The organism is Mycolicibacterium grossiae (assembly GCF_008329645.1).
GTDB classification, from domain to species: Bacteria; Actinomycetota; Actinomycetes; order Mycobacteriales; family Mycobacteriaceae; genus Mycobacterium; species Mycobacterium grossiae.
Genome location: NZ_CP043474.1, coordinates 3384408 through 3411358 on the forward strand (window position 1 = coordinate 3384408; position 26951 = coordinate 3411358).

The following is a 26951-nucleotide window of genomic DNA, read 5'->3' on the forward strand; positions in this document are numbered from 1 at the left end:
CGGTCCCGTACCTCGTACGGGTCCGGCACGCAGCAGACGCCAGGGTCCGGCATCGCCTTGATTCCGGACGACAACCGACGAGAAGAGGACGTGGCCGAACCATGGCTGTCGTAACCATGAAGCAGCTGCTCGACAGCGGCGCTCACTTCGGGCATCAGACCCGACGCTGGAACCCCAAGATGAAGCGGTTCATCTTCACCGACCGCAACGGCATCTACATCATCGACCTGCAGCAGACGCTGACCTACATCGACCAGGCGTACGAGTTCGTCAAGGAAACCGTCGCCCACGGCGGCAGCATCATGTTCGTCGGCACCAAGAAGCAGGCGCAGGAATCGATCGCCGAAGAGGCGACCCGCGTCGGCATGCCGTACGTGAACCAGCGCTGGCTCGGCGGCATGCTCACCAACTTCTCCACCGTCCACAAGCGTCTGCAGCGGCTCAAGGAACTCGAGTCGATGGAGCAGACCGGTGGCTTCGAGGGTCGCACCAAGAAGGAGATCTTGATGCTGACCCGCGAGAAGAACAAGCTGGAGCGCAGCCTCGGCGGTATCCGCGACATGGCCAAGGTGCCGTCGGCCCTCTGGGTCGTCGACACCAACAAGGAGCACCTCGCGGTGTCGGAGGCCATCAAGCTCGGCATCCCGGTCATCGCGATCCTGGACACCAACTGCGACCCCGATCAGGTGAACTACCCGATCCCGGGCAACGACGACGCCATCCGGTCGGCCGCACTGCTGACCCGGGTGATCGCGTCCGCGGTGGCCGAGGGCCTGCAGGCCCGCTCCGGTGCCGGCAAGTCCGACGCCGAGGCCACCGAGCCGCTCGCCGAATGGGAGCAGGAACTGCTGGCCGGCGCCACCGCGTCGCCCACGGCCGCCGGTGCCGCCCCGGGAACCCCGGAGGCCGACATCCAGACCGAACCCACCCCCGCCCAGAACCCCTAGGGAAGGCTGAAATGGCGAATTACACCGCTGCCGACGTCAAGCGACTTCGCGAGCTGACCGGCGCCGGGATGCTCGACTGCAAGAACGCGCTGGCCGATTCGGACGGCGACTTCGACAAGGCCGTCGAGCTGCTGCGGATCAAGGGCGCCAAGGACGTCGGCAAGCGTGCCGAGCGTGCCACCGCCGAGGGTCTCGTGGCCGCCAAGGACGGCGCGCTCATCGAGCTGAACTCCGAGACGGACTTCGTTGCGAAGAACGCGGAGTTCCAGGCCCTGGCCGACCAGATCGTCACCGCGGCGGCCGCTGCCAAGGCAGCCGACGTCGACGCCCTGAAGTCCGCCACGGCCGGCGACACCACGGTCGAGCAGCTGATCGCGGACCTGTCCGCCAAGATCGGCGAGAAGCTCGAGCTGCGTCGTGCCGTCTACTTCGACGGCACGGTGGAGACCTACCTGCACAAGCGCTCGGCGGACCTGCCGCCCGCCGTGGGCGTGCTGGTCGAGTACACCGGCTCCGACGAGAGCGCCGCGCACGCCGTGGCGCTGCAGATCGCCGCGCTGAAGGCCAAGTACCTGACGCGTGACGACGTGCCCGAGGACCTGGTCGCCAACGAGCGTCGCATCGCCGAGGAGACCGCCCGCAACGAGGGCAAGCCCGAGCAGGCACTGCCCAAGATCATCGAGGGTCGCCTCACCGGCTTCTACAAGGACGTCGTGCTGCTCGACCAGCCGTCGGTGTCCGACAGCAAGAAGACCGTCAAGGCCCTCCTCGACGACGCCGGCGTGACCGTGACGCGGTTCGCCCGCTTCGAGGTCGGTCAGGCCTAGCAACACGACCTGCGCGGCGCATCAGCCGCGCACCGAAGACCCCGCGACCCGCCGGTGATCCCGGCGGCGCGGGGTCTTCTCGCGTCGGTGCCCCGCAACCGCCGTGGTACGTATTGGTACCGTCGCGGGATGGAAACCGATCCGCATCCGGTCAGCGCCTTCCGCGACGACGCGCTGGGCGACCTCGACGCCGTCGGCGTAGCGGCCGCCCTCGCCGCCGGTGAGGTCTCCCGCGCCGAGGTGGTCGAGGCGGCGATCGCACGCACCGAGGCCGTGAACCCCGCCCTCAACGGGCTGGCCTTCGAGGCCTTCGACCTGGCGCGACGACGGGCCGCCGCGCGGCACCCGTTCGGCGGCGCCTTCGACGGGGTGCCGACCTTCGTCAAGGACAACGTCGCGGTCGCCGGGATGCCGACCATGGACGGCACCGACGCGTGGACGCCGCGCCCGGAGGTCTCCGACGGCGACTTCGCCCGGGTGTACCTCGCGACCGGTCTGGTGCCGCTGGGCAAGACGCGGCTCTCGGAGTTCGGGTTCAGCGCCTCGGCCGAGCACCCCCGGCTCGGGCCGGTGCGCAATCCCTGGCACACCGACTACACCGCGGGCGCCTCGTCGTCGGGCTCGGGTGCGTTCGTCGCGGCCGGCGCGGTCCCCATCGCGCACGCCAATGACGGCGGCGGCTCGATTCGCATCCCGGCGGCCTGCAACGGCCTGGTGGGGCTCAAGCCGACCCGCGGGCGCCTGCCGCTCGACCGGAACATGCGGGAGATGCCCATCCGCATCGTCGCCAACGGCGTCCTCACCCGGTCGGTGCGCGACACCGCCGCCTTCTACGCCGAGGCCGAGCGGGCCTGGCGCCCACCGCGCCTGCAACCGATCGGCGACGTGTCCGGCCCCGGCCGCACGCGGCTGCGGGTCGGCGTCTGCACCCGATCGGTGCAGCGCGAGGCGAGCCCCGAGGTGCGCGACGCGACGCTGCGCACCGCGGACCTGCTGGAGCGCATGGGCCACCGGGTCGATCACCTGGAGCAGCCGCCGGTGCCGGCGTCGTTCATCGACGACTTCCTGCTCTACTGGTCGCTGCTGGCGTTCGCGCTGGTGCACGGCGGGCGTTCGCGATTCGGCCCGTCCTTCGACCGGTCCCGCCTGGACAACCTGACCCTCGGGCTGGAGCGCCATGCGGCCCGCCGCCTGCACCGGCTGCCGCTGACCGTCGCACGGCTCGCCTCGCTGCGCCGGCGGATGCTTTCGGCGGTCTCGCCGTACGACGTGTTGCTCACCCCCACGCTGGCGGACGTCACGCCGCGGATCGGCCACCTCGACCCGACCGCCGACTACGACCAGATCATCGAGCGCCTGGTGGCGTGGGTGGCGTTCACACCTTTGCAGAACGTCACCGGCGATCCGGCGATCTCGCTGCCGCTCGCCACCTCGGCAGCCGGCCTGCCCATCGGCATGATGTTTAGCGCGCGCGCCGGCGAGGAGGCCGTGCTGCTGCGACTGGCCTTCGAACTCGAGGAAGCCCAGGACTGGCGGACGCTGCGAAATCCGTCGTCCTGAATGCCCACGCCGACAATGTCTTTCGACGAATCCTCGACGCCGGACGACGAAATCCGTTGTCCAGTCCTTACGATCCGGTAACCGACTGACGCTGCCGTTAACCCGTTGGACACCCGCGGGCGCGCTCGGCGAAACACGGCGATCCCACCATCTCCGGTGTGGAGACCTCCGAGGTCGGGATCGAACCCGCCGCCGTGACAGCGCCGGCCATCGCCACGTCGGCGTCGGGGAACACGTTCGCGTGTCTGGTTCGCTTCGCACTGGCCAACATCAGGCGGCGGCCCGAGCGGTTCATCCTGTCCGTCCTCGGCATCGCGCTCGCCATCGCCTGCGTCACGATCGTCCGCACCATCTCGTCGAGTTTCGCGATCACCGGCGCCGACGCCGTCACCGACGTGCTCGGCGACGCGCAGGTCTGGGCGATCCCCGCAGCCGGCGTGCAGTACGACGCCGACGTCCAGGCGCTCGTCGCCGAGGGCGCCGCCCCGGCCGTGGTCGTTCCCGACGGCTGGCGCGCCGAGCGCACCCTCTCCGGTGTCACGGACATCGCGGGCGACGCGGTCTCGCTGCGCGGTGTCGACGAGATCCCGTCCGGACAAGCGCGTTTCGGCTCCGCGGTCGCCGAGCGGCTCGGCGTCTCCAGCGGTGACACGGTGACCGTGGGCGGCCAGAACCTGACGGCCGCCGTCGACGGCTCCGGGCAGAGTGTCTGGGTGTCGAGCGCGCTGGCATCGACGATCGTCGGGGATCGCGGGTGGTACACGGTCTGGGCCCCGGCCGGGCAGGAGAAGCGACGCGACCTCGGGGCCACCTTCGGTGCGGCCTCGGACCTCCCCGCCACCTACGACCCGTCGGTCGTCCCCGACCCGGCAGGGCGCGGGCTGGTCTACGACCTCGTCGGCGGCTCCGGTCCGCTCACCTTCGAGCAGAACTACTCGGCGCTCTTCTCGGGCAAGGTCACCAGCAGCACCCTCGGTCTCATCTCGATCATCGGCCTGGTGCTCGGCTTCGTGATCGCCCTGTCGTCCTTCCTGGCCGCGGTGGCCGAACGCAAGCGCGAATTCGGCATCATGTCGAGCATCGGGCTGGCCGACGAGGTCCTCTACTTCTTCCTCGTCGAATCCGGCATCGTCTTCGTCGTCGCCTACCTCGTCGGCGTCCTCGGCGCGGGCGCCGCGGTCGCACTGACGATTCCGAGTATCGCCACGCCCACGGCGTGGCTGCAGGCCGCGGCGATGGTGGCCGCGTTCCTGCCCGCCATGGCGATCGTCGGTGCACTGGTACCCGTACACCGGCTGCTGCAACAACGCCCGGTCGACCTCCTGGGGGACCGATGAGCGCTTGCGCGAAGAGGAGGCAAATCAGATGATCTCGAAGGGCCTGGCCTACGGCTGGCTGGCGGCGCGTCGCAGAGTCGGCGAGATGGTGCTGCCCATCGTGACGACCGCGACCGGCGCCTTCCTGGTGGTCATCGTGTTCGGCATGTCCGCCGGCATCGCCGCACAGTCGGCGACGCTCGGGCACGCCGACGAGATCGGCCGCGCCGTCGTCCTCATCGCCGTCACCGTGCTGCTGGTCGGCGTCGTCGAGGTCGCGGTGGCGACCACCCGGACCGTCGCCCACCGCACCCGTGAACTCGGAGTGTTGGGTGCCAACGGGATCCCGCGCGCTCCCGTGGTCGTCGCCCTGCTGGTCGAACCGGTGGTGGCCGCCGTGCTCGGGGCGATCGTCGGCGTGGCGCTGGCCGCGTTGTGCGGGTGGATCGTCGGCGTGACGGGTCTGGCGCCCGCCGGCGTCGAGGTCTCCGGCGTGCTGCTCGGTTCCGGGATCGCCGTCGTCATCAGCATCGTGGCGGCGTTGGCCACCAGCATCATCCCGACGTGGAACGCGGCGTCGCGTCCACCGATTCGTTCCCTTTCAGCAGGAGGCTAGATCATGACCGCACTCGACGACACCAGGGACGTCACGGCGTCCGAGCAGGTTCCGACCGCGGCCGCGTCGGCCCCGGTCATCGAGATCTCCGACGTGTGGAAGCTGCACAAGCTTGGCGATGAGGTGGTCAAGGCCCTCGTCGCCGTCGAACTACAGGTCATGCCCGGCGAATTCGTCTGTCTGATGGGCCCCAGCGGCAGCGGGAAGTCGACGCTGCTGAACATCATGGGCGGGCTGGACCGGCCCACCAAGGGCACCGTGAAGGTCGCCGGCCAGGACACCGGCAAGATCACCGAGAGCCAGTTCGCGGCGCTGCGCCACGACACCATCGGCTTCATCTTCCAGAGCTACAACCTGATTCCATTCCTGTCCGCGGTGGAGAACGTCGAACTCCCGTTGATGTTCGAGCCGTACGACCGGAAGGCGCTGCGCACGCGCGCCACCGAGCTGCTGGAACTCGTCGGACTCGGTCATCGCATCAACCATCAGCCCACCAAGATGTCGGGCGGCGAGCAGCAGCGCACGGCGATCGCGCGTTCGCTGATCAGCAACCCGACGCTGGTGCTCGCCGACGAACCCACGGCGAACCTCGACCACCGCACGGGGGAGACGGTGGTGCGCATGCTGCGCGACCTGTGCTCGACGCTCGGCGTCACCGTCGTCGCGAGCACCCATGACCCCACGGTGGCCGACGAAGCGAGCCGTGTCGTACGGATGAAGGACGGACAGATCGTATGACCGCAGAACTAGAGGCGCCGGGACCCGCCAAGCCCGGCCCGGTCGGCAGCACCGCCGACCGCGACGCCCTGATGACCACCGAGCTGGTCCCCGAGCAGATCCTGCCCAAGGTGATGAGCACGTTCGGCCTGACCGCCGCCTACGTGTTCATCATCTGCTGGATCACCGGCTCGTCGGTCATGGCGACCGGCGGCTGGACCGCCATCCCCATGTGGATCCTCGGCATCCTCACGTTCCTGATTCCCGCCGGCATGGCCGTCGTGGAACTGGGCAACCTGTGGCCGGGCCAGGGCGGTGTGTACATCTGGGCGACCCGGACCATGGGGGAGACGTGGGGCTTCATCGGCGGCTACCTGTCGTGGGTGCCGGTGATCCTCAACGCGGCGTCGTCGCCGGCGGTGGTGCTCTCGTTCCTGCTGCTGGCGTTCCACGCCGAGCTGGGCGTCATGACGAGCGTGATCCTGCAGCTGGTCATCATGTGGGTGGTCATCGGCCTGGCGCTCGCCAAACTCGCCGCCAGCCAACGCATCATGAACGTCGTCTTCGTGGTGTTCGGCGTGCTCGCGCTGACGATCTTCGTCTGCGGTGTGCTGTTCGCGGCAAAGAACGGCTCGGCGACCCCGTTCAACTGGCATGACGCCGTGATCCCCAACTTCGCGGTGGCGGGCTTCCTCTACGGCACCGTGCTGCTCTACCTGCTCGGCGTCGAGACCCCGTACAACATGGGTGCGGAGTTCCTGTCGGTCCGCCGGAGCGGCCCGCGGATGATCCTCTGGGGCTCGACGGCGCTGGTGGCGATCTACCTGCTCACCACGCTGGGCACGATGATGGCGCTGCCCACCGACGAGATCGACGCGGTGACGGGCGTCATCGGGATGCTGGACGTCGCGGGCTTCCCCGGCCTGATGGAGATCTGCGCGATCGTGCTCGCGCTGATCATCGTGGTGGCATTGATGACCTACCAGGTCGCCTACTCGCGTCTCATCTTCGTGTCGGGACTGGAGCGGCACCTGCCGCGCATCTTCACCCACCTGAACCCGCGGACCCGTAACCCGGTGAGCGCCATCCTCATTCAGGGTGTGCTCTCCTCGCTGCTGATCATCGGGCTGTACTCGCAGAGCAGCCTGGTGAACACGACGATCTTCCTGCAGGGCGGCCTGTCGACGGTATGGCTGCTGTCCGGGTTCTTCTTCCTGATCCCGGTGGTCGTTGCACGCAAGAAGTACGCCGATCGCTACGCGAACGAGACGTTCTGGCGCATCCCCGGCGGGATGGTCGGCGTCTGGATCACCGTGATCGTCGGCACTCTCGGCACCATCGGCGGCATCTACTACTCGTTCGCGAAGTCGTGGCTCGCGAGCAGTGGCGTCGGCGACGGCGAGTGGATGACGTGGGTCGGCAGCATCAGCCTCGGCATGTTCGCCCTCGGCCTGGTCGTCTACGTCTTCGGCCGTCGCTCGGCACACAAGACCACCCAAGAGGACGCGCTGGCACACCTGGCCGTCTTCGACCTCACGGAAACGAAGGAACCCACCACATGACGCTCGAGGACACCGTTGCATCGACCACCGGCGAGGACGTCACCCGCTACCCGCTGGACCCGCTCTCGGGGGCGGAGATCCAAGCGGCTGCCGCCATCATCATGGCGAGCGAATATGCCACGCCGACACTGAAGTTCGTGATGATCCAGCTCGCCGAGCCGGGCAAGACCCCGACCCTGACGTTCGAAGGTCTCGACGACGTGCCGCGCTGCGCGTTCGCCAGCATGTACGACGCGGCGGCGAAGATGATCTACGAGGCCGTCGTGGATCTCGGGGCGCGGATGATCGACTCCTGGACCGCGGTGCCGGGCCGCTTCCCGTCCTACCTCGTCGAACACATGACGGGAGTCGAGGAGAAGGTCCGCGAGGACCCCCGCTGGCAGGAGGCGATGCGCCAGCGTGGTGTCACCGACTTCGGCCTGGCGATGATCGATCCCTGGCCCGCGGGGTACTACGGCGCGGCGGACCACTACGAGAACTCGCCGCTCATCTGTCGCCCGCTGACGTTCATGCGTGCCGCGCCGTCCGAGCACGGTTACGCGCGTCCCGTCGAGGGACTCATCGTGACGTTCGACCTCGATGCGATGGAGGTCATCGACATCGAGGACCACGGCGTCGTCCCGCTGCCGCCGACGGCGGGCAACTACAGCGAGCAGTTCATGTTCGACCCGAACAACCGACCTGCGTTCACCGAGTTCCGCGACGACGTCAAGCCGATCGAGATCACCCAGCCCGAGGGGCCGAGCTTCACCGTCGACGGGTGGAAGGTGCAGTGGCAGAAGTGGTCGCTGCGCATCGGCTTCAACCCGCGCGAGGGCATCACGCTGCACGAGGTGACCTACACCGACCGCGGTGAGACCCGTCCGGTGATGTACCGCGGGTCGCTGTCGGAGATGGTGGTTCCCTACGGTGACACGTCGCCGACGCACTGGAACAAGAACGTGTTCGACATGGGCGAGGTGGGCATGGGCTTCTCGGCCAACCCGCTGACCCTGGGCTGCGACTGCCTCGGTGAGATCCACTACTTCGACGGCACGGTCAACGACTCCAGCGGCAACGCGGTCACCATCCCGAACGCCATCTGCATGCACGAGGAGGACTTCGGGATCTCCTGGAAGCACACCGACTTCCGCACCGAGGAGGTGGAGGTGCGGCGCTCACGTCGCCTCGTCATCTCGATGATCTGCACCGTCGGCAACTACGAGTACGGCTTCTTCTGGTACCTGTACAACGACGCGTCGATCGAGGTCGAGGTGAAGTTGTCGGGCGTGCTCACCACCGGCGCCATCGCCGAGGGGGAGGAACCGCGCTGGGGCAAGATGGTGGCGCCGGGCATCTACGGACCCAACCATCAGCACTTCTTCAACTTCCGTCTCGACATGAACGTCGACGGCGCGGGAAACAGTGTCTACGAAGTGGATTCGATACCCGAGCCCGATCCCGACCTCAATCCGCACCGCAACGCTTGGATCACGCGGGACACGCTGGTGGCGTCCGAATCCGAGGGTGCCCGGGACTGGGAGTGGAAGACTGGCCGGTACTGGAAGGTCGTCAACCCGTCCAAGCGCAACGAGCTGGGCAGCCCGGTGGCCTACAAGCTGACGCCGAAGGACATCGTCCCGGTGATGGTGCAGGAGGGGTCCTACATCTACGACCGGGCGCGTTTCGTGCAGCACAACCTCTGGGTGACGAAGTACGACCCGAAGGAGCTGTACGCGGCCGGCGACTACATGTACCAGTCCGCCGACGCGCAGGGTCTGCCCGAGTTCATCGCCGACGACGCTCCGCTCGAGGACGCCGACGTCGTGCTCTGGTACACCGTCGGCGCGCACCACGTGGTGCGGCCGGAGGACTGGCCGGTGATGCCGTGCGCCTACACGGGTTTCCACCTCAAGCCGGTCGGCTTCTTCGACGGCAACCCGGCGCTCGACCTGCCGCCGTCACCGCCGAAGGCGTGCCACGCACACGGCGGTGGCCACCCGGTCGCCCACGTCGCGCGGGAGTCCTAGGGTCGTCGCCGCCCGGCCGGGGCGGCGGCGTGTCGCCGCCGCCCCCGAGCCAACGTCGGCGCTAGCCGAGGTCGGCGAGCAATCGGCGCAGTGTGCGCTGGTCGGCGTCCGACAGTGGCGCGAGGGTCTTGCGCTCGGCCTCGCGGACTCCGGTGTCGGTGCGGGCGAGCAGCGCGGTGCCGGCCCGGGTCAACTCGATGGGCAGTGACCGTCCGGACGGCACGCTGGCCGGCCGGGTGATGAGGTTGCGGTCCTGCAGTCCGCGAACCACCGTGTTCATCGCCTGCGGCGACACGTTGACGTCGCGCGCCAGTTCGGCGTTGGAGCGGCCCGGCGCGTGCGACAGCATCCGCATGCAGATGTACTCCGGGAAGGTCAGACCGAGCGGCGCGAGCACGGCGTCGGTGACCTCGGTGCGCAACCGGGTGGTGACGCGCTGCAGCAGGTAGCCCAGGGGCTTGTCTCCGTCCGGCATGTCAATCATATTGACATATATCAACCCGGTTGATACACCGGAGCCATGACGAGACCGACCGACGTGATGTTCGACAACGCCTACCGCGGCGAAGACGGCGAGATGGGGATGGGCCACCGGCCACCGTGGAGCATCGGCGAGCCGCAGCCCGAGATCGCCGCGCTGATCGATGCGGGCGCCGTCCACGGTGAGGTGCTCGACGCCGGTTGCGGCGAGGCCGCGACGTCGATGTACCTCGCCGAGCGCGGCTTCACGGTCGTCGGGCTCGACCAGTCGGCCACCGCGATCGACCTCGCCCGCGCCGAGGCCGCGCGGCGCGGCCTGACGTCGGCGACCTTCGGAGTCGCCGACATCAGCTCCTTCGGCGGCTACGACGGCCGGTTCGGGACGATCATCGACAGCACGCTGTTCCACTCCATGCCGGTCGAGCTGCGCGACGGCTACCAGCAGTCGATCGTGCGGGCGGCCGCCCCGGGTGCCTCCTACGTCGTGCTGGTGTTCGACCGCACGACCATGGCCGCGGGACCGGCGAACCCGGTGACCGAGGAGGAGCTGCGTGAGGTGGTCGGCCGGTACTGGGTCATCGACGAGGTGCGTCCGGCCCGCATCCACGCCGCCGTGCCCGCCGACGCCGCCGAGCGGTTCTCCGGGTTCGCCGGCGCCGACGTCCGGGACGAGCCGAACGGACGGAGGTCGGTTCGCGCCTGGTTGCTCGTGGCGCACCTCGGCTGAGGACCGCCCCCTGCGTCGTCGGACTCCTAAGATGAGGCAGGATTGGACACGCCCGTCGCCGGCTGCGCCGACGACGACAGTGAACGTCCTGCCGAGACCGGAGGAGCCCGATGACCCAGGCGGCCCCACTGCGGCCGAAGTACTCCCGCGTCCTGCTCAAGCTCGGCGGGGAGATGTTCGGCGGAGGCCAGGTCGGCCTCGATCCCGACGTGGTCGCCCTGGTGGCCCGGCAGATCGCCGACGTGGTGCGCAGCGGCGTGCAGGTCGCCGTCGTGATCGGCGGCGGCAACTTCTTCCGCGGGGCGCAGCTGCAGCAGCGCGGCATGGAGCGCACCCGCTCGGACTACATGGGCATGCTCGGCACCGTCATGAACAGCCTTGCCCTGCAGGACTTCCTGCAGAAGGAGGGCATCGACACCCGGGTACAGACCGCCATCACGATGGGTCAGGTCGCCGAGCCCTACATCCCACTGCGCGCCCGCCGGCACCTGGAGAAGGGTCGGGTGGTGATCTTCGGCGCCGGCATGGGGCTGCCGTACTTCTCCACCGACACCACCGCAGCACAGCGCGCGCTCGAGATCGGCGCCGACGTAGTGCTGATGGCCAAGGCCGTCGACGGCATCTTCACCGACGACCCGCGGCTCAACCCCGACGCCGAGATGATCATCGCGATCACCCACCGCGAGGTGCTCGACCGCGGCCTGAAGGTCGCCGACGCCACCGCGTTCAGCCTGTGCATGGACAACGGCATGCCGATCCTGGTGTTCAACCTGCTGACCGATGGCAATATCGCGCGTGCGGTCGCAGGTGAGAAGATCGGAACGCTGGTCGCGAGCTGAGCGACCACGAGACGCGCACGTGAGGATTGAGATGGGAATGGCCCAGTGATCGACGAGACCCTCTTCGACGCCGAGGAGAAGATGGAGAAGGCGGTGGCCGTCGCCCGCGACGACCTCGCCTCCATCCGGACCGGCCGCGCGAACCCCGGCATGTTCTCCCGCATTAACATCGACTACTACGGTTCGATGACTCCGATCACCCAGCTGTCGAGCATCAACGTGCCCGAGGCGCGTCTGGTCGTCATCAAGCCGTACGAGGCCAACCAGCTCAAGCACATCGAGGACGCCATCCGGAACTCCGACCTCGGCGTCAACCCGAGCAACGACGGCAGCGTCATCCGCATCGCGATCCCGCAGCTGACCGAGGAACGCCGTCGGGACCTCGTCAAGCAGGCCAAGTCCAAGGGCGAGGACGCCAAGGTGTCGGTGCGCAACATCCGCCGCAAGGCGATGGACGAGCTGGCGCGCATCAAGAAGGACGGCGAGGCCGGCGAGGACGAGGTGAGCCGCGCCGAGAAGGACCTCGACAAGTCCACCGGCACCTATACCACCCAGATCGACGAGCTGGTCAAGCACAAAGAAGGCGAGCTGCTGGAGGTCTAGGGGCCCACCCCCTCCAGTGAACGACGCCGTGGCCACCGACACCACCCCCGCCGACGGCGCGTCGCCCGACGACGCGCAGCCCCGGCCGCCGGAGAAGAAGACAGGCCGCGCCGGGCGGGACCTCCCCGCCGCCATCGCGGTCGGCGCGTGCCTGGGCGGCGGCGTCATCGCGACGTTGCTGTTCGCGCCGCGCGGCTGGGTGGCCGTCGTGGCGGCGGCCATGATCGTCGCCACCCTCGAGGTGGCGCGCCGGCTGCGGGAGGGCGGCTACGCCATCCCGCTGGTGCCGCTGCTGCTCGGCGGCCAGGCCATCGTGTGGCTGACGTGGCCGTTCGGCGCCGCCGGCGCGCTGGGCGGGTTCGGCGGCACCGTGGTGCTGTGCCTCATCTGGCGGCTGCTGAGCGGCGGCCTGACCGCCCCGCCGGTCAACTACCTGCGCGACGTCGCGGTCACGGTGTTCCTGGCCGCGTGGATTCCCCTGTTCGGGGCCTTCGGCGTGCTGCTCGTCTATCCCGACGACGGAGCGCAGCGGGTGTTCTGCCTCATGCTCGGCGTGGTCGCCTCCGACATCGGCGGCTACACGGCCGGCGTGCTGTTCGGCAAGCACCCGATGGCACCGGCGATCAGCCCCAAGAAGTCCTGGGAGGGACTGTCGGGCTCGTTGGTGCTCGGCATCGCGGTGTCGGTCCTGTCGGTCGAGTTCATCCTCGACAAGCCGTGGTGGGTGGGCGTGCCGCTGGGCATCATGCTCGTCATCACGGGCACGCTCGGTGACCTGGTCGAGTCGCAGGTGAAGCGCGATCTCGGCATCAAGGACATGGGCACGCTGCTACCGGGGCACGGCGGGTTGATGGACCGCATCGACTCCGTGCTGCCGTCCGCGGTGGCGACCTGGATCGTCCTCACGCTGCTGGCCTGACGCACCGTCCGCGTCGCGAGGCGCCGCGGCCGCGCGCCGTCCCGACCGTGCGTTCAGCCAGCACGCCGCGGCGCCGAGGACGAGGCCGACGGCGATGCCGGCGTCGGGCCGCTCGCCGAGCATGAACCAGGACAGCACCCCGGCCACCGCGGGGATCACGCAGAAGAGCATCGACACCGCGGACGCGCCGTGCAGGTTGATGGCCCGCACGTACAGCGAGACGCCGATCGTCGCGTTCAGCAGCACCACCCCGGCGACCGCGACGGCGGCCCTGGCCGGGTCGTGCACCTCGAACGGCGTCGTGGACGCCAGGACGACGGCCGGGACGAACGCGACGGCGTTCTGCACGGCGGTCGAGGTGCGGAAGTCGACGTCGGCGCAGAACCGCTGCTGGTACACCCCGCCCGCGGCGAGCCCCAGCAGCGCCACCAGCAGGAGCAGCACGGCCGGATCGAGCCCACCCTCGGCGATCAGCCGGCTGGCGCATGCCGCGAGCACCGCCGCGACGCCCAGCACCAGCGCGACGACCCGCCCGACCGTCAGGCGGTCGCGCAGGAACGCCGCGGCCAGCAGCGCGGTCGCCACGGGGTTCATGGCGATGAGCACCGCGCACAGCACTGCGGGCGCCCCGTGCTGAATCGCGAAGTAGAGCGCGCAGAACTGGACGGCCTGCATCAACAGACCGGTGACGGTCAGGTGGCCCAGCGTGCGCGCGGACGGGAACGGTGCCCGCGCGAATGCGGCCCACGCCCCGAGGATGAGCCCGGCCAGGCCGAAGCGGAACACCAGGACGGCCATCGGCGACATGGCGTGCACGGCGAGGTTTCCCACGGGGTAACCCAGGGCGTAGAAGACGGTCACGACCGTCGCGGTGCGCAGCGGCATGCGGGTGGGCGTCATGGGCTCATGGTCGACTGCGCCCGGCGGTGCGGTCCAACGATTATCGGCGATCACGATCGATCGCGTTCGGCGATCGATGTGCTGCCGCTGCGGGTCATCCCGGCCGTTCTTTGATCGTCCTCGCTGATCGGAGTACGGTGACCGCATGGGTCAGGTGCTGGACATCGCACCGCTGCGCAGCGTCGTGGCGGTCGCCGACTGTGGCGGATTTCACCGCGCGGCCGCCGTCCTGCACGTCACCCAGTCGGCGGTGAGCCAGCACGTCCGTCGGGTGGAGGCCGTCGTCGGCGGTCCGGTCGTCGAACGGGCCGGCCGCGGCGTCGCGTTCACCGAACTCGGCCACCGCGTCCTCACCCACGCCCGCACGATCCTCGCCGCGCACGACGCGGCGCTCGCCGACCTCGGCGCCGTCGAGCAGCAGGTGCTGGTGATCGGTGCGACCGAGCACGGCGCCGACATCCTGCTGCCCGGGCTGACCGCGGCCCTGGGCGAGCGGCTGCCGCAGTGGCGCCTGCGGTTCCGTCTCGACCGCAACGTCATGCTGGCCGACGCCCTGGAGCACGGCGCCGTCGACCTGGCTGTCATGCTCGACGGTTCGGGGTTGGACCCCGCCAACGCCTCGGGCATGGTGGCGCTGAAGTGGATCGCGGGCCGGTCCTTTTCCGCACCCGCCGGCGAGCCGTTGCCCGTGGTGATGTTCTCCGAACCGTGCACGCTGCGCGAACCCACCTTCGCCGCGCTCGACCGTTTGGGCGTCGGTTTCCGCATCGCCGCCGAGAGTTCGGATCTGTCCGGCCTGTTTGCGGCGACGCGCTCGGGACTCGGCGTGGCGCTGCTGCCCATGATCGGTCGGCTGCCCGACGGCCTGTGCCTCGCCGAGGGGTTGCCGCCTCCCAGCCGGGCGGCGATCTTCGTCCGCGGGCGTGCCGGCGTGGACCCCGACGTCCTGACCGCAGTCGAGCACGCGGTCCGCGACGTGCTCGTCGACCAAGGCTGATACTGGAAGCACCGTGAAGACCGATCTCGTATTCGACGCCCCCCGTCGCGGCATGCCGCCGCGGCACTTCGCCGACCTCGACGAGGATGCGCGCGCCACCGCTGTGGCCGACCTCGGGCTGCCGGCCTTCCGCGGCAAGCAGCTCGCCAACCAGTACTTCGGCCGGCTGATCGCCGACCCGGACCGCATGACCGACCTGCCGGCGGCCGTGCGCAGCCAGGTGGCCCGGGCGCTGTTCCCCGACCTGTTGACGGTGGTGCGCAGCGTCTCCTGCGACGCCGGGGAGACGCGCAAGACCCTGTGGCGCGGCCACGACGGCACCACGTTCGAGTCGGTGCTCATGCGCTACCCGCAGCGCACCACGGTGTGCATCTCCTCCCAGGCGGGCTGCGGCATGGCGTGCCCGTTCTGCGCGACCGGACAGGCCGGCCTGACCCGCAACCTGTCGACCGCGGAGATCCTCGAGCAGGTCCGTTCGGCTGCGGCCACCATGCGCGACGAGCACGACGGGCGGCTCTCCAACATCGTGTTCATGGGCATGGGGGAGCCGCTGGCCAACTACAACCGGGTGCTGGCCGCGGTGCGCCGCATCATCGCGCCCGCGCCGCACGGCTTCGGCATCTCCGCACGCGCGGTCACGGTGTCGACGGTGGGCCTCGCGCCGGCGATCCGCAAGCTCGCCGACGAACGACTCGGCGTCACGCTCGCACTGTCGCTCCACACGCCCGACGACGAGCTGCGCGACACGCTCGTACCGGTGAACAACCGCTGGAAGGTCAGCGAAGTCCTGGATGCGGCACGGTATTACGCCGAGGCCACCGGCCGGCGGGTGTCGGTGGAGTACGCGTTGATCCGCGACGTCAACGACCAGCCGTGGCGGGCGGACATGCTCGGCAAGAAGCTGCACGCCGCGCTGGGCCCGCTGGCGCACGTCAACCTGATCCCGCTGAACCCGACGCCCGGCAGCGAGTGGGACGCGAGCCCCAAGCCCGTCGAGCGCGAGTTCGTCCGCCGGGTGCGTGAACGTGGTGTCTCGTGCACCGTCCGTGACACCCGCGGCCGCGAGATCGCCGCAGCCTGCGGACAATTGGCCGCGCAGGGCTGAGGCGGCCGGCCGGCGGCGCGGTCAGTCCCCGGACGGCGCCTTGATGCCGACCGCGTGCCGCAGCTGCGCCAGGAACTGGTCGCCGTCGTCGCTGCGAACGATGTAGTGGCACACCGCGACTCGAATCGCGGTGGCCGCCTTGACCGAGCGGTTGGGGCCCTGCAGCAACCGCTCCAGGCGCGTCCGCATCACCGGGATGACGCGGTCGAGCTGGGCGATCACCACCTCGGGTTCGATGTCGACGACCCGGACCCCGGAGTAGGACTGCTGGTAGGACACGATGAACTGCAACGCCGCGTCGAGCTTCTCGGTGCCGCGCAGGCCCGCCGTCGCCTGGCTGATGCCGGAGTCGAACATCTCCCGCTCGTAGATGCCGAAGGCGTTGAGCAGCTCCTCCTTGGAGGCGAACCAGCGGTACAGCGTCGGCCGCGAGACTCCGGCCTGCGTCGCGACCTCGGACAGGCTCAGCTTGGACTGACCGTTGCGCGCCAGCACCTCGGTCGTGGCGGCCAGGATCCGCCGGCGCGTGGAGGTGCCGTCACCCACGTCGTGCTCGACGGTCATCCGGTCATTCGCTTCCCACCTTCGAAGACGCTTACAAAGGCACCGCTGATCGTAAGGTATCGCGTGGTCACCATCGTGACCAACGACGTGATGCCGACACGACGGGAGGACGCGTGACCGGACCGCTGCAGGGCATCAGGGTCATCGAACTGGGGTTGTGGGTGGCCGCGCCCGCCACGGGCGGGATCCTCGCCGACTGGGGTGCCGACGTCATCAAGGTGGAACCGCCGCAGGGGGATCCGGCCCGCATGTTCGGCCGCATGATCGGTGTCGACACCGGCGCCAACCCGCCCTTCGAGATGGACAACAGGTCCAAGCGCAGCATCGTCGCCGATCTCGGCACCGCATCGGGCAGGGCGCTGGTCGGCGACCTGCTGGCCGACGCGGACGCATTCGTCACCAACGTGCGCCCGGGTGCGCTCGCCCGGGCGGGCCTGGACTTCGCCTCGCTGGCCGAACGCAACCCGCGGCTGGTCTACGGCCTGATCACCGGCTACGGCCTCGAGGGACCGGACGCCGACCGCGCGGCCTATGACGTCGCCGCGTTCTGGGCGCGTGCCGGCATCGCCGACCTCCTCACCCGGCCGGGTGACGTGCCGCCATTCCAGCGCGGCGGCATGGGGGACCACTCGGCGGGCATGACGCTGGCCGCGGCGGTGTGCGCGGCGCTGGTGGCCCGGCAGTCCACCGGCGCCGGCCAGCTCGTCACCACGTCGCTGTACCGCCAGGGCGCCTACACCGTGAGCTTCGACCTGAACACCCTGGTGCTGACGGGCCAGCACGTCGCCATCGGCCAGCGCGAGGCGATGGGCAACCCCTGCATGAACAACTACGCCACCGCCGACGGCCGCCGGTTCTGGATCGTCGGGTTGCAGGGCGACCGGCACTGGCCGGCGCTGTGCCGGGCCGTGGGCCGCACCGAGTGGCTCGACGACGAGCGGTACGCGACGCCCCGCGCCCGAGCGGTCAACGCCCGCGATCTCGTCGCCGCGCTCGACGCCGTCTTCGCGACGAGGACGCTCGACGAGTGGACGGCGGTGTTCGAGACCGAGCCGGACTTCTTCTGGTCGCCGGTGAACTCACTGGACGACGTGCTCGCCGACGAGCAGTTCCACGCCGCCGGTGGCATCGTCGACGTCCCCGACCCGGACGGCGGCAGCGTGCCCATGGTCGCCACGCCCGCGGACTTCCACGGCACCCCGTGGGCGCCGCGTGGACCGGCGCCGCGGCTCGGCCAGCACACCGAGGAGATCCTCGCCGAGCTGCGGTCCCGTCACCGGTGACGTCGGGACGACCTTTACAAGAACGGCGCCGACTGTTACCCACGATCCATGGACTTCGCACGGGTCGACCTGTCCGAGGAGGACCGGGCGTTCCGCGACCGGTTGCGCGCCTTCCTGGCCGACGTCGTCACCGACGAGGTGATCGAACGCGACCGCCGCACCGGCGAGAACTTCGACGAGGCAGTGCATCTCGCGCTCGGTCGCGAGCGGTACCTGGAACGGGACTACCAGGACGAGGCGGCCGGGGGCTTCGACGCGGTCCGGCGACGGATCTGGCAACTCGAGGTCGGCCGGGCCCATACGCCGTGGTTCCACTGGGGCACCACCGCGATGGTGGCCAAGGCGGTCCAGCGCTTCGGCTCACCAGATCTCGTCGACGAGGTGCTCGACGGCGTGCTCGCCGGCCGGGTGCGACTGTGCCTCGGTTTCACCGAGCCCGACGGCGGGTCGGACGTCGCGACTTGCCAGACCCGGGCGGTCCGCGACGGCGAGGGGTGGATCGTCAACGGCTCGAAGATGTACACCTCCAACGCGCACAACGCCCAATACGTCTTCCTGCTGACCAACACCGACCCGACCGCGTCGAAGCACCGCAGCCTCACCATGTTCCTGGTCCCGCTGGATAGCCCCGGCGTCGAGATCCAGCCCATCCGCACCGTCGACGGCGACCGCACCAACATCACCTACTACACCGACGTCCGCGTCGACGACCGCTACCGGCTGGGTGAGGTGCACGGCGGCTGGGCGGTGCTGCGGGAGGCGCTCGACGCCGAACACGGCACGGTCGCCCGCGACACCGGCGGCCTGGAGGCCATCGCAGTGATGGCCGAACACCTGCTGTTGCTGGCCGAGGGCATCGACCGGGTGGCCGCGGTGCTCGGCACCCCGGCCGCCGACGGTCGTCGCCGGATCGACGACGACGCGGTGGCTTATCGGCTGGGTCTCGACGTCGCCCGCGTCGAGGCCGCGGCCAGCACACCGGGGATGTTCGGTCGGGTCGCGATCGCGCAGACGATGCGCGACACCAGCAGTGACCTGATGAACCTGCTCGGCGTCGCGGCGGCACTGCCCTCGGGAACGCCCGGCGCCGTCGACGACGGCGGCGAGTACCTCTTCCGGCTGGCCTCGCCCATGGGCATCTACGGCGGCACCCTCGAGGTGTTCCGCAACATGATCGCCCAGCATGCGCTGGGACTCGGCCGGCCCGCGTACGGCGGCGCCCGCTGATGCGGTTCGCCGTCACCCATCCCATGCACAGCCACCCCTATCACCCGGAGTTGGTGACCGGGGCGAGCGTCACGGCGATCGCCGTCGCGGCCGAGCGAGCCGGGTTCGCCGGCCTCGGCTTCACCGACCACCCGGCGCCGACCGAGAAGTGGCTGACCTCCGGCGGGCACGACGCCCTGGACCCGTTCGTCGCCATGGGCTTCGCGGCCGCGGGGACGACGACGCTGCGGCTCATCCCCAACGTCGTCGTGCTGCCCTACCGCAACCCGTTCGTGGTGGCCAAGGCCGGCGCGACGCTCGACGTGCTGTCCGGCGGCCGCTTCACGCTCGCCGTCGGGGTCGGGTACCTCAAGCGCGAATTCGATGCGCTCGGCGTGGACTTCGACGAGCGCAGCGATCTGGTCGAGGAGGCGCTCGCCGTGATCGAGGCGGTGTGGACCGGCGACGACGTCAGCTTCACCGGACGGCACTTCACCGCCCGCGGCGTCACCGCCCACCCGCGCCCGGTCACCCAACCGCATCCGCCCATCTGGATCGGCGGCAACACCGGCGCCGCGCGGCGCCGGGCCGCACGCTACGGCGCCGGGTGGTGCCCGTTCACCGCGTCGGCGGTGCTGGCCCGCACCGCCCGCACCGCGACGATGGAGACCCTCGCCGACCTGCGCGCCGGCATCGACGACCTGCGCCGGCGGTGCGAGGAACGCGGCCGTGACCCGAACGCCATGGACGTCGCCTTCGCCACCGCCGTCGGCGGTTCGCCCGGCGAGCCCGGGTTCGACGCGGACGCCTACCTCGAGGGGATCGACGCCCTCGCCGCGCTCGGGGTCACGTGGGTGCAGGTCCGCATCCCCGGCGACGGCCTCGCCCACGCCCTGGACGCCATCGAGGAGTTCGGCCACGGCGTCATCGCCGCCCACCCATAGTCTCCGCGGCGCATCGGTCCTCGGCCCCGATTGGCGCACCGACGTCACCGGGAGGGGCAGAATTTCGGCGAAGGGGGTATGCAGGGCGCGACGACGACGGCGGGAGGTCGCGGTGCGGCGACTCAATGGCGTGGACGCCCTCATGCTGTACACCGAGGCGCCCGAAACCCACATGCACACCCTGAAGGTGGGCATCGTCGACGTCGCCGGCATGCGCGAGCCGTTCGACGTCGAGGTGTTCCGGCGCATCGCCCGCGAACGGCTGCACGCGCTGGCACCGCTGCGCTATCAGCTCGTCGACATCCCGCTGCGCCTGCACCACCCGATGTGGCGGGAGAACGAGGAGATCGACTACGACTACCACCTGCGCCAGGTCGTCGTGCCCTCGCCGGGAGGTCGCCGCGAACTCGACGAGGTGATCGGCCACCTCGCCAGCACCCCGCTCGACCGCAGCCGGCCGCTGTGGGAGATGTACGTCGCCGAAGGGCTCGCCGGCGACCGGATCGTCATCATCCACAAGGTGCACCACGTGCTGGCCGACGGCGTCGCCTCGTCGAACCAGATGGCCTGGGCCATCCAGCCGCATCCGCCCGAGCTGTCCACTGCGCCGCTGGTGAGCCGCGACGCCGACCGCACCGCCGCCGGCCTGCTGCTGGCGGCCGCGCGCGACCACGCCCGGATGGCGTGGCGGCTGCCCGGGCTGCTGCTTCGGACGTCCACGGGGGTGGCCCGGGTTCAGCGCCGCGCCTGGGAGCGCGGCCGCCATCCCGAGCTGGCCGCGGCGTTCGCGCCGCCGCCCTCGTTCCTCAACCACGTCGTGTCCCCGGTCCGCCGGTTCGCCACCGCGCCGCTGGCGCTGGCCGACGTCAAGCAGACGGCCAAGGCGCTCGGCGTCACGCTCAACGACATGGTGCTGGCCACCGCGGCGGGCGCGCTGCGCGAGCTGCTCATCCGCTACGACGGCGCCGCCGACCGCCCGCTGGTGGCCGGCGTCCCGGTGAGCTACGGCAACCCGGACCGCCTCTCGGGCAACGAGTTCAGCTATCTGACGCCGTCACTGGCCGTGCACGTCGCCGATCCCCTCAAGCGCGTCGAGTTGACGTCCGTCGCGACGCGCATCGCGAAGGAGAACCACCAGCTGCTGGGCCCCAGTCTGCTGCCGGCGTGGATGAACTACCTGCCCCCGGCGGTGGCACCGGCGGCGTTCACGTGGCAGGCCGGCCGGATGGAGTCCAGCGCCGTGATGAACCTGACCATCTCCAACGTCCCGGGACCGCGCGAGCGGGGCTCCATCGAGGGCGCGACGATCGCCGAGATCTACTCGGTGGGACCGCTCGTCATCGGCAGCGGCATGAACATCACGGTGTGGAGTTACGTCGACCAGCTCAACGTCTCGGTGCTGACCGACGACCTGACGACCGGCGACCCGCACGAGGTCACCGACGCCATGGTGCGGTCGTTCGCCGAGATCCGCCGAGCAGCGGGCCTGACCGGACCGCTCACCACGGTCGCCGACGCACTACCGCCGGTGACCGTCGCCAGGTGAGGGTCAGCGCGTCCAGCCGCGGCGGCGCAGCCACCAGTCGCGGATGACGAAGACGATCAGCAGCGCCGCGAAGCCGATGAGGAACAGGTCCTCGACGTGCCCGACGTGGTTGCCGCGCAGCATGCACAGGATGAAGATCGTGCCCAGGATCATGCTGATGTGGATGACCCGGGGGTTCTCCTTCGACCAGCCCCAGTTCGCCGACGGGACGTCCTCGACGTCGACACCGGTGTGCCGTTCCACCTCGGTGTTGGCCACGGTTGCTCCTCACGGTCGGATTCGAGTGTCATTCTGGCATACGACGCGCCGTCGTAGCCGTCGGGCTCAGCGGATCTGCTCGTACCGGCGCAGCGCCTCGGCGCGCTCGGTCTTGTGGTCGACCATCGGCTCGGGATAGTCGTCGGTGCCGTACTCCGGCACCCACTGCCGCACGTAGGCGCCGTCGGGGTCGAACTTGTCGCCCTGGGTGATCGGGTTGAACACCCGGAAGAACGGCGAGGCGTCGGTGCCGGTGCCTGCCGCCCACTGCCAGCCGTGCTGGTTGTTGGCCATGTCGCCGTCGACGAGCTGGTCCAGGAACCAGCGCGCCCCCCACTGCCACGGCAGGTGGAGGTCCTTGACCAGGAACGAGGCGGTGATCATGCGCACCCGGTTGTGCATCCAGCCGCTCTGGCTCAGCTGTCGCATCCCCGCATCGACGATCGGGTAGCCCGTCTTGCCGGCCTTCCACGTCTCGAACCGCTTCTTGGCGGCCGCGTCGTCGTCGACCTCCATGGCGTCGAAGGCCGAGTTGAAGTTCCACCACGTGCTGCGCGGCCACTCGCGAACGACGTTGGCGTAGAAGTCGCGGAAGCACAGCTCCCGCAGGTAGGCCTGGGCGCCCTTGCCGCGCCCAAGGTCGGCCGCCATCGTCCGCGGGTGGATCGCACCGAACTTCAGGTGCGCCGACATGCGGCTGATGCCGTCGACGTCGGGGCGGTTGCGGTCGTCGGCGTAATCGTCGAGCCGGTCGGCGACGAATGCCTTCCAGGCCTTGCGGGCGCCGGTCTCGCCGGCCGTGACGTCGATGTCCACGTCGACGTCCTCGATGTCCTCGTTGCGCACGCCGTCGACGGAGGCCGGGTCGATCCACGACGCGGTCTTCGGCCCGGTCTTGGCCGGCGCGCGCCAGCCGTGCTCCTTCCAGGCGCGGAAGAAGGGGGTGAAGACCTTGTAGGCCGATCCGTCGTCCTTGGTGACCCGTCCGGGCGAGACCAGGTAGGGCGACCCGGACGCCTCCAGCGGTACCCCGTCACCGACCTTCGCCAGTGCCTCGCGCACGGCCTCGTCGCGGCGCATGCCGAACGGCGTGAAGTCCTCCGAGACGTGCACCGACGTCGCCTCGATGCGCTTGGCGATGTCGGGGATCCGCTGCTCGGGCCGTCCGGTGGTGACGAGCAGCCGGCCGTCGAGCCCGCCGCGCAGGTCCTGCAGCGCATCGTGCAGGTACCGCAGCCGGCGCGCACCGGAGGTCGTGTGCAGCCGCGGGTCCAGGACGTAGCACGCGAGCACCTCGCCGCCACCGCCGTCGGCCTTCGCGGCGTCCAGCGCCGCGGGCAGGTCGTGCAGGCGCAGGTCGCGACGGAACCACAGCAACGTGGGCATGGCAGACACCGTGCCCCCATTCGGCCCGCCGGAAACCACCGGGCGCCGACGTCAGGGAACCGTCATCGGGCGGCCCCGTACCGACGCTGCGACAATCGCCTCCATGACGACGCCGGACTATCCGCGCGACATGATCGGCTACGGTCCGCACCCGCCGGACCCGGCGTGGCCCGGCGGCGCCCGCATCGCGGTGCAGTTCGTCCTCAATTACGAGGAGGGCGGCGAGAACAGCGTGCTGCACGGCGACGCCGCCTCGGAGACGTTCCTGTCCGACGTCATTGGCGCACAGGCGTTTCCGGACCGGCACCTGAGCGTCGAGTCGCTCTACGAGTACGGTTCGCGGGCAGGGCTGTGGCGACTGCTGCGGCTGTTCGACCGGCACGAGGTGCCGCTGACCGTCTTCGGCGTCGCGATGGCGCTGGCCCGCAACCCGGCGGCCGTCGCCGCGTTCCGGTCGCGCGGCGACGAGATCGCCTGCCACGGTCTGCGGTGGATCAGCTACCAGCTCATCGCCGAGGACGTGGAACGCGCGCACCTCGCCGAGGCGGTCGAGGTGCTGACCCGCCTCACCGGCGAGGCGCCGCTGGGCTGGTACACCGGCCGGGACTCGCCGCGGACACGGCAGCTGGTGGTCGAGCACGGCGGGTTCCTCTACGACGCCGACTCCTATGCCGACGACCTGCCGTACTGGACCCGGGTGGCCGGCCGCGACCACCTCGTGGTGCCGTACGCGTTGGACACCAACGACATGAAGTACGTCTCCACCAGCGGCTTCGCCAGCAGCACCGAGTTCGGTGACTACCTGCGCGACGCGTTCGACGTGCTGTACGCCGAGGGCGTCGCCGGTGCGCCGAAGATGTTGTCGGTCGGGCTGCACTGCCGGTTGGCGGGCCGGCCCGCACGCATCGCGGCCCTGGACCGCTTCCTGGCCCACGTGCGTGCCCACGACGGGGTGTGGCTGGCCCGGCGCGTCGACGTCGCCCGGCACTGGATCGAGCACTTCCCGCCCGGCGGACCGACGCCGTGACTCAGCCGTAGGTGAACGAGTACGCCTGCAGGCCCTTCGAGAGCGTGACGTCCAGGCGGCCCGCGCCGTCGGTGTCGTCGTCGACGAGTCGGACGGTGTTGGGCGGGCCGCTGACGGATTGGGTCTCGGTGCGGCCGTCGCGGGTCACCGTCACCGTCCCGGTGCCGCCGACGACCAGATAGACCTGGCGTGCGTGGTAGTTCAGCGCGATGCCCGCGCCGTCGGCGCCGGCGGTGATGCCCTGGTAGTCCAGCGCCCACGGCCCCTGCAGCGCGAAGGTGTCGGCCGGCAGGCGGGCGGGGACCTCGTAGCGGTGGGTGCCCTCGTCGTAGACGCCCTGCCCGCCGTAGTTCACCACCTTGCCGACGCTGAAGTACGTCTCGGGGGTGGTCGGCTCGGTCGGCGTGGTGTCCGCGCCGTCGATGGCCGGGGGCAGATCGGTGCCGTCGCCGAGCAGTTCGCGGATTAGTCGTTCGGTCACGGCGTAGTCGCCCTCACCGAACTTCACGTGCCGCACGACGCCCTCGCGGTCGATGAGGTAGTGCGCGGGCCAGTACCGGTTGCGGTAGTTCGTCCACGTCGCGAAGCCGTTGTCCATCGCCACCGGATAGGTGATGCCGAGTTTCGCGGCGCCGCTCTCGACGTTGGCCCGGTCCTTCTCGAACGCGTACTCGGGGGTGTGCACGCCGATCACCTCGAGGCCGGCGTCACGGTAGGCGCGGTACCAGTCGACGAGGTGGGGGATGGAGCGCTGACAGTTGATGCAGGAGTACGCCCAGAAGTCGATCAGCACCACCTTGCCGCGCAGCGACGCCAGGTCGACCGGTGCGCCGTCGGGGGTGTTGAGCCACGCCGTAATGCCCTTGATGTCCGGTGCGGTGCCGCAACTCTCGAGTTCGGGTGCCCCGTTGGAGCAGTTGGACAGCTCGGCGTTCTGCTCGTTGACCAGACCGCCGAGGTTGAGCTGTTCACGCAGCTGGTCCTCGCCGCCGACCTTGCTCTGCAACGCACTGGTGTAGTCGGGGATGGCGCGCTGCAGCGCCGCAGGCAGGTCGAACACCAGCGCCACCGCGAGGAGGATCGTGACGATGCCCGCCACGACGCGGATCCCGCGCTGCCGGCGGCGGAACGCCGCGACCCGCTCGGCGACGCGTCGTCCCGCGAGGGCGAAGACCAGCAGCGGCAACGCCGCGCCGACGGCGAAGGCCAGTGTCAGCGCGACGATGCGGACGCCGATCTCGCCCGTCGCGCCGGCCACGACGATCGCCGCGAGGACCGGCCCCGCGCACGGCACGTAGAGCACTCCGAGGGCTAGGCCCATCCCGAAACCGCTGCGACCGGAACCGAATTGGCGCTGCGGGAGCCGCGCGAACGGCTTCTCCAGCAGCGCCTCGACGCGCGGGAAGATCAGCCCCAGGCCGATCGCGACCAGGGCCACCAGCGCGACCCAGCGGATGGCGTCCTGCGGTAGGTGCAGCAGCGACAGCAGCGCCGACCCGACGAGCGTGACGACGCTGAAACTCGTGACCAGACCGGCGATGACGAGGTAGGGGCGCAGCCGCTGGGCACGACCGACGCGGGTCGCGGTGGCGGTCGCGCCCGTGCCGCCCGGCCCGTCGGTGCCGCCCGCGGGTGTGCTCGAGAAGAACACGACCGGGAGCACCGGGAGGATGCAGGGCGAGATGCCGGTGATGAGGCCACCGAGGAAGCCGATCAGGACGAGTGTGGCCATGTCAGTGCTTCGTTGCCGGACTGCCCGCGGATGGGTGCATGACAGGGGAAACGCCTTCGAGCGCTGCGGCATTCACCCCGGCAGGCGAGGTGTCCCCACAACGACGTCAGCCCGGCCTCGCGGCCGGGCTGACGTGTGAAGCGGGGTGATCACATCGGGGGCATGAGCACCGTGTCGATGAGGTAGACCGTGGCGTTGGCGGTCTTGACGCCGCCGCACACCACCGAGGCGTCATTCACCTTCAGGTCCTCGCCCATGCCCATGGCCGCGTTGGTGACGGTGACGTCGGCGCCCTGCAGGGTCTTGTGCGTACCGACCACCTGCGCCGGGCTGGCCTGGCCCTCCACCACGTGGTAGGTCAGGATCTTGGTCAGCAGGTCCGAATCGGTCTTCAGCTTCTCGATCGTGGCCGGGTCGATCTTCGCGAACGCGTCGTCGGTCGGCGCGAACACCGTCAGACCGGGGTTGGAGTTCAGCGTGTCGACCAGGTTGACGTTCGGGTTGAGCTTGCCCGAGAGCGCCGCGGTGAGGGTCTTGAGCATCGGGTTGTTCGACGCGGCGACCGCGACCGGGTCCATCGCCATGCCGGTGACCGAGGCGGGGCCGACGGGATTCTGCGCGGCGTAGGCGGCGCAGCCGGGGCCCACCAGGCCGGTGGCGGGCTCGGCGGCCGCGGTGCCCGCGGCGGAGAACAGCAGGCCGGCCGCGGCGGCGGCGCTGACCGTGGAACACAGCAGGGTCTTGACGTTCATGGGGATCGTCCTTCCGGGTGAGGGGTTGAGGGGTGAGGGATCTGGTGGAGAGCACGGGCGGTGTGCCGGCGCGAGCACGGGGATGGAGCGCCGGCACACCGCTCGTGGGTCAGGGGGTGATCAGCGGGC

The 26951-nt window shown here is 70.1% G+C and carries 26 protein-coding genes; 19 read left to right on the forward strand and 7 right to left on the reverse strand.

Annotated features, from left to right (window positions below; genetic code table 11):
• Positions 1-101: 101 nt before the first annotated feature.
• The 8 genes from rpsB to FZ046_RS16305 all read left to right on the forward strand — a co-directional run bounded on the left by rpsB (position 102) and on the right by FZ046_RS16305 (position 9554).
• Positions 102-947, forward strand: a complete 846-nt coding sequence (gene rpsB, locus FZ046_RS16270) for a 30S ribosomal protein S2 (RefSeq protein ID WP_070351669.1) — start codon at positions 102-104, stop codon at positions 945-947.
• 11 nt (positions 948-958) lie between these two features.
• Positions 959-1774 (forward strand): translation elongation factor Ts, encoded by an 816-nt coding sequence (tsf, locus tag FZ046_RS16275; protein WP_070351670.1) that lies wholly within the window; start codon positions 959-961, stop codon positions 1772-1774.
• Between the two features lie 129 nt (positions 1775-1903).
• Entirely contained in the window at positions 1904-3334 is a 1431-nt protein-coding gene (locus FZ046_RS16280; RefSeq protein WP_070351671.1) for an amidase, read from the forward strand.
• A gap of 158 nt (positions 3335-3492) precedes the next feature.
• A complete protein-coding gene (locus FZ046_RS16285) occupies positions 3493-4671 on the forward strand; it encodes an FtsX-like permease family protein (protein WP_070351672.1) in 1179 nt (392 codons plus the stop codon).
• Between the two features lie 28 nt (positions 4672-4699).
• On the forward strand, positions 4700-5266 hold the full coding sequence (locus FZ046_RS16290) for an ABC transporter permease (protein WP_070351673.1): 567 nt from the start codon (positions 4700-4702) through the stop codon (positions 5264-5266).
• A 3-nt stretch (positions 5267-5269) separates the two neighbouring features.
• The gene (locus FZ046_RS16295; RefSeq protein WP_070351674.1) at positions 5270-6004 is read left to right on the forward strand and encodes an ABC transporter ATP-binding protein; all 735 of its coding nucleotides are present in this window, start codon (positions 5270-5272) and stop codon (positions 6002-6004) included.
• Positions 6001-7545, forward strand: a complete 1545-nt coding sequence (locus FZ046_RS16300; RefSeq protein ID WP_070351675.1) for an APC family permease — start codon at positions 6001-6003, stop codon at positions 7543-7545. Before FZ046_RS16295 ends, FZ046_RS16300 begins: the two co-directional genes overlap by 4 nt.
• Positions 7542-9554, forward strand: a complete 2013-nt coding sequence (locus FZ046_RS16305; RefSeq protein WP_070351676.1) for a primary-amine oxidase — start codon at positions 7542-7544, stop codon at positions 9552-9554. Before FZ046_RS16300 ends, FZ046_RS16305 begins: the two co-directional genes overlap by 4 nt.
• Before the next feature lie 61 nt (positions 9555-9615).
• Here FZ046_RS16305 and FZ046_RS16310 read toward each other — a convergent pair whose 3' ends face one another.
• Positions 9616-10038, reverse strand: a complete 423-nt coding sequence (locus FZ046_RS16310; protein ID WP_407664402.1) for a MarR family winged helix-turn-helix transcriptional regulator — start codon at positions 10036-10038, stop codon at positions 9616-9618.
• A gap of 36 nt (positions 10039-10074) precedes the next feature.
• On the opposite strand from FZ046_RS16310, the gene FZ046_RS16315 reads away from it, so the two are divergent.
• The 4 genes from FZ046_RS16315 to FZ046_RS16330 all read left to right on the forward strand — a co-directional run bounded on the left by FZ046_RS16315 (position 10075) and on the right by FZ046_RS16330 (position 13122).
• Positions 10075-10761 carry a class I SAM-dependent methyltransferase gene (locus FZ046_RS16315; protein WP_070351677.1) on the forward strand — a complete coding sequence of 229 codons (687 nt, stop codon included), beginning with the start codon at positions 10075-10077 and terminating at the stop codon, positions 10759-10761.
• Between the two features lie 110 nt (positions 10762-10871).
• Positions 10872-11600: a UMP kinase gene (gene pyrH, locus FZ046_RS16320; protein ID WP_070351678.1), complete on the forward strand. Its 729-nt coding sequence runs from the start codon at positions 10872-10874 to the stop codon at positions 11598-11600.
• 45 nt (positions 11601-11645) lie between these two features.
• On the forward strand, positions 11646-12203 hold the full coding sequence (gene frr, locus FZ046_RS16325; RefSeq protein WP_070351679.1) for a ribosome recycling factor: 558 nt from the start codon (positions 11646-11648) through the stop codon (positions 12201-12203).
• A 28-nt stretch (positions 12204-12231) separates the two neighbouring features.
• Positions 12232-13122 carry a phosphatidate cytidylyltransferase gene (locus FZ046_RS16330; protein ID WP_070351680.1) on the forward strand — a complete coding sequence of 297 codons (891 nt, stop codon included), beginning with the start codon at positions 12232-12234 and terminating at the stop codon, positions 13120-13122.
• Here FZ046_RS16330 and FZ046_RS16335 read toward each other — a convergent pair.
• A complete protein-coding gene (locus FZ046_RS16335; protein ID WP_083298014.1) occupies positions 13033-14007 on the reverse strand; it encodes a DMT family transporter in 975 nt (324 codons plus the stop codon). The two genes, FZ046_RS16330 and FZ046_RS16335, sit on opposite strands and share 90 nt — an antisense overlap.
• 160 nt (positions 14008-14167) lie before the next feature.
• On the opposite strand from FZ046_RS16335, the gene FZ046_RS16340 reads away from it, so the two are divergent.
• A complete protein-coding gene (locus FZ046_RS16340) occupies positions 14168-15019 on the forward strand; it encodes a LysR family transcriptional regulator (RefSeq protein ID WP_070351681.1) in 852 nt (283 codons plus the stop codon).
• Positions 15020-15071: 52 nt separating this feature from the next.
• Positions 15072-16124, forward strand: coding sequence for a dual-specificity RNA methyltransferase RlmN (gene rlmN / locus FZ046_RS16345; protein WP_070351733.1), 1053 nt, complete (start codon positions 15072-15074; stop codon positions 16122-16124).
• A 21-nt stretch (positions 16125-16145) separates the two neighbouring features.
• Here rlmN and FZ046_RS16350 read toward each other — a convergent pair whose 3' ends face one another.
• A complete protein-coding gene (locus tag FZ046_RS16350) occupies positions 16146-16688 on the reverse strand; it encodes a TetR/AcrR family transcriptional regulator (protein WP_070351682.1) in 543 nt (180 codons plus the stop codon).
• 113 nt (positions 16689-16801) lie between these two features.
• Here FZ046_RS16350 and FZ046_RS16355 point away from each other — a divergent pair, with 113 nt between their 5' ends.
• The 4 genes from FZ046_RS16355 to FZ046_RS16370 all read left to right on the forward strand — a co-directional run bounded on the left by FZ046_RS16355 (position 16802) and on the right by FZ046_RS16370 (position 21667).
• Positions 16802-17971, forward strand: a complete 1170-nt coding sequence (locus tag FZ046_RS16355; protein ID WP_070351683.1) for a CaiB/BaiF CoA transferase family protein — start codon at positions 16802-16804, stop codon at positions 17969-17971.
• Positions 17972-18019: 48 nt separating this feature from the next.
• Positions 18020-19198 carry an acyl-CoA dehydrogenase family protein gene (locus FZ046_RS16360; RefSeq protein WP_070351684.1) on the forward strand — a complete coding sequence of 393 codons (1179 nt, stop codon included), beginning with the start codon at positions 18020-18022 and terminating at the stop codon, positions 19196-19198.
• Complete coding sequence (locus FZ046_RS16365; protein ID WP_070351685.1) at positions 19198-20121, forward strand: LLM class F420-dependent oxidoreductase; 924 nt, start codon at positions 19198-19200, stop codon at positions 20119-20121. Before FZ046_RS16360 ends, FZ046_RS16365 begins: the two co-directional genes overlap by 1 nt.
• 112 nt (positions 20122-20233) lie before the next feature.
• Positions 20234-21667, forward strand: coding sequence for a WS/DGAT/MGAT family O-acyltransferase (locus FZ046_RS16370; protein ID WP_083298013.1), 1434 nt, complete (start codon positions 20234-20236; stop codon positions 21665-21667).
• A gap of 3 nt (positions 21668-21670) precedes the next feature.
• On the opposite strand, the gene FZ046_RS16375 is transcribed toward FZ046_RS16370, so the two are convergent.
• Both FZ046_RS16375 and FZ046_RS16380 read right to left on the reverse strand, forming a co-directional pair.
• Positions 21671-21925: a DUF2631 domain-containing protein gene (locus FZ046_RS16375; RefSeq protein ID WP_070351686.1), complete on the reverse strand. Its 255-nt coding sequence runs from the start codon at positions 21923-21925 to the stop codon at positions 21671-21673.
• A 66-nt stretch (positions 21926-21991) separates the two neighbouring features.
• Positions 21992-23311, reverse strand: coding sequence for a cryptochrome/photolyase family protein (locus FZ046_RS16380; RefSeq protein WP_070351687.1), 1320 nt, complete (start codon positions 23309-23311; stop codon positions 21992-21994).
• Positions 23312-23414: 103 nt separating this feature from the next.
• On the opposite strand from FZ046_RS16380, the gene puuE reads away from it, so the two are divergent.
• On the forward strand, positions 23415-24338 hold the full coding sequence (gene puuE, locus FZ046_RS16385; RefSeq protein WP_246182800.1) for an allantoinase PuuE: 924 nt from the start codon (positions 23415-23417) through the stop codon (positions 24336-24338).
• 1 nt (position 24339) lies between these two features.
• Here the strand turns inward: puuE and FZ046_RS16390 are convergent, their stop codons facing one another.
• Together FZ046_RS16390 and FZ046_RS16395 are read right to left on the reverse strand one after the other, a co-directional pair.
• Positions 24340-26070: a cytochrome c biogenesis protein DipZ gene (locus FZ046_RS16390; protein ID WP_070351688.1), complete on the reverse strand. Its 1731-nt coding sequence runs from the start codon at positions 26068-26070 to the stop codon at positions 24340-24342.
• Between the two features lie 149 nt (positions 26071-26219).
• A complete protein-coding gene (locus tag FZ046_RS16395) occupies positions 26220-26822 on the reverse strand; it encodes a fasciclin domain-containing protein (protein ID WP_070351689.1) in 603 nt (200 codons plus the stop codon).
• Between the last annotated feature and the right edge of the window lie 129 nt (positions 26823-26951).

Excerpts from the sequence above, each read along its gene's own strand:
- FZ046_RS16340 (WP_070351681.1), top strand. The coding sequence starts at position 14,168 with ATGGGTCAGGTGCTGGACATCGCACCGCTGCGCAGCGTCGTGGCGGTC.
- rpsB (WP_070351669.1), top strand. The coding sequence starts at position 102 with ATGGCTGTCGTAACCATGAAGCAGCTGCTCGACAGCGGCGCTCACTTC.
- FZ046_RS16295 (WP_070351674.1), top strand. The coding sequence starts at position 5,270 with ATGACCGCACTCGACGACACCAGGGACGTCACGGCGTCCGAGCAGGTT.
- puuE (WP_246182800.1), top strand. The coding sequence starts at position 23,415 with ATGACGACGCCGGACTATCCGCGCGACATGATCGGCTACGGTCCGCAC.
- FZ046_RS16365 (WP_070351685.1), top strand. The coding sequence starts at position 19,198 with ATGCGGTTCGCCGTCACCCATCCCATGCACAGCCACCCCTATCACCCG.
- FZ046_RS16395 (WP_070351689.1), bottom strand. The coding sequence starts at position 26,822 with ATGAACGTCAAGACCCTGCTGTGTTCCACGGTCAGCGCCGCCGCCGCG.
- FZ046_RS16310 (WP_407664402.1), bottom strand. The coding sequence starts at position 10,038 with ATGATTGACATGCCGGACGGAGACAAGCCCCTGGGCTACCTGCTGCAG.
- FZ046_RS16380 (WP_070351687.1), bottom strand. The coding sequence starts at position 23,311 with ATGCCCACGTTGCTGTGGTTCCGTCGCGACCTGCGCCTGCACGACCTG.
- FZ046_RS16350 (WP_070351682.1), bottom strand. The coding sequence starts at position 16,688 with ATGACCGTCGAGCACGACGTGGGTGACGGCACCTCCACGCGCCGGCGG.
- FZ046_RS16315 (WP_070351677.1), top strand. The coding sequence starts at position 10,075 with ATGACGAGACCGACCGACGTGATGTTCGACAACGCCTACCGCGGCGAA.
- FZ046_RS16290 (WP_070351673.1), top strand. The coding sequence starts at position 4,700 with ATGATCTCGAAGGGCCTGGCCTACGGCTGGCTGGCGGCGCGTCGCAGA.
- FZ046_RS16335 (WP_083298014.1), bottom strand. The coding sequence starts at position 14,007 with ATGCCGCTGCGCACCGCGACGGTCGTGACCGTCTTCTACGCCCTGGGT.
- FZ046_RS16390 (WP_070351688.1), bottom strand. The coding sequence starts at position 26,070 with ATGGCCACACTCGTCCTGATCGGCTTCCTCGGTGGCCTCATCACCGGC.
- FZ046_RS16360 (WP_070351684.1), top strand. The coding sequence starts at position 18,020 with ATGGACTTCGCACGGGTCGACCTGTCCGAGGAGGACCGGGCGTTCCGC.
- FZ046_RS16305 (WP_070351676.1), top strand. The coding sequence starts at position 7,542 with ATGACGCTCGAGGACACCGTTGCATCGACCACCGGCGAGGACGTCACC.
- FZ046_RS16300 (WP_070351675.1), top strand. The coding sequence starts at position 6,001 with ATGACCGCAGAACTAGAGGCGCCGGGACCCGCCAAGCCCGGCCCGGTC.
- tsf (WP_070351670.1), top strand. The coding sequence starts at position 959 with ATGGCGAATTACACCGCTGCCGACGTCAAGCGACTTCGCGAGCTGACC.
- pyrH (WP_070351678.1), top strand. The coding sequence starts at position 10,872 with ATGACCCAGGCGGCCCCACTGCGGCCGAAGTACTCCCGCGTCCTGCTC.
- rlmN (WP_070351733.1), top strand. The coding sequence starts at position 15,072 with ATGCCGCCGCGGCACTTCGCCGACCTCGACGAGGATGCGCGCGCCACC.
- FZ046_RS16280 (WP_070351671.1), top strand. The coding sequence starts at position 1,904 with ATGGAAACCGATCCGCATCCGGTCAGCGCCTTCCGCGACGACGCGCTG.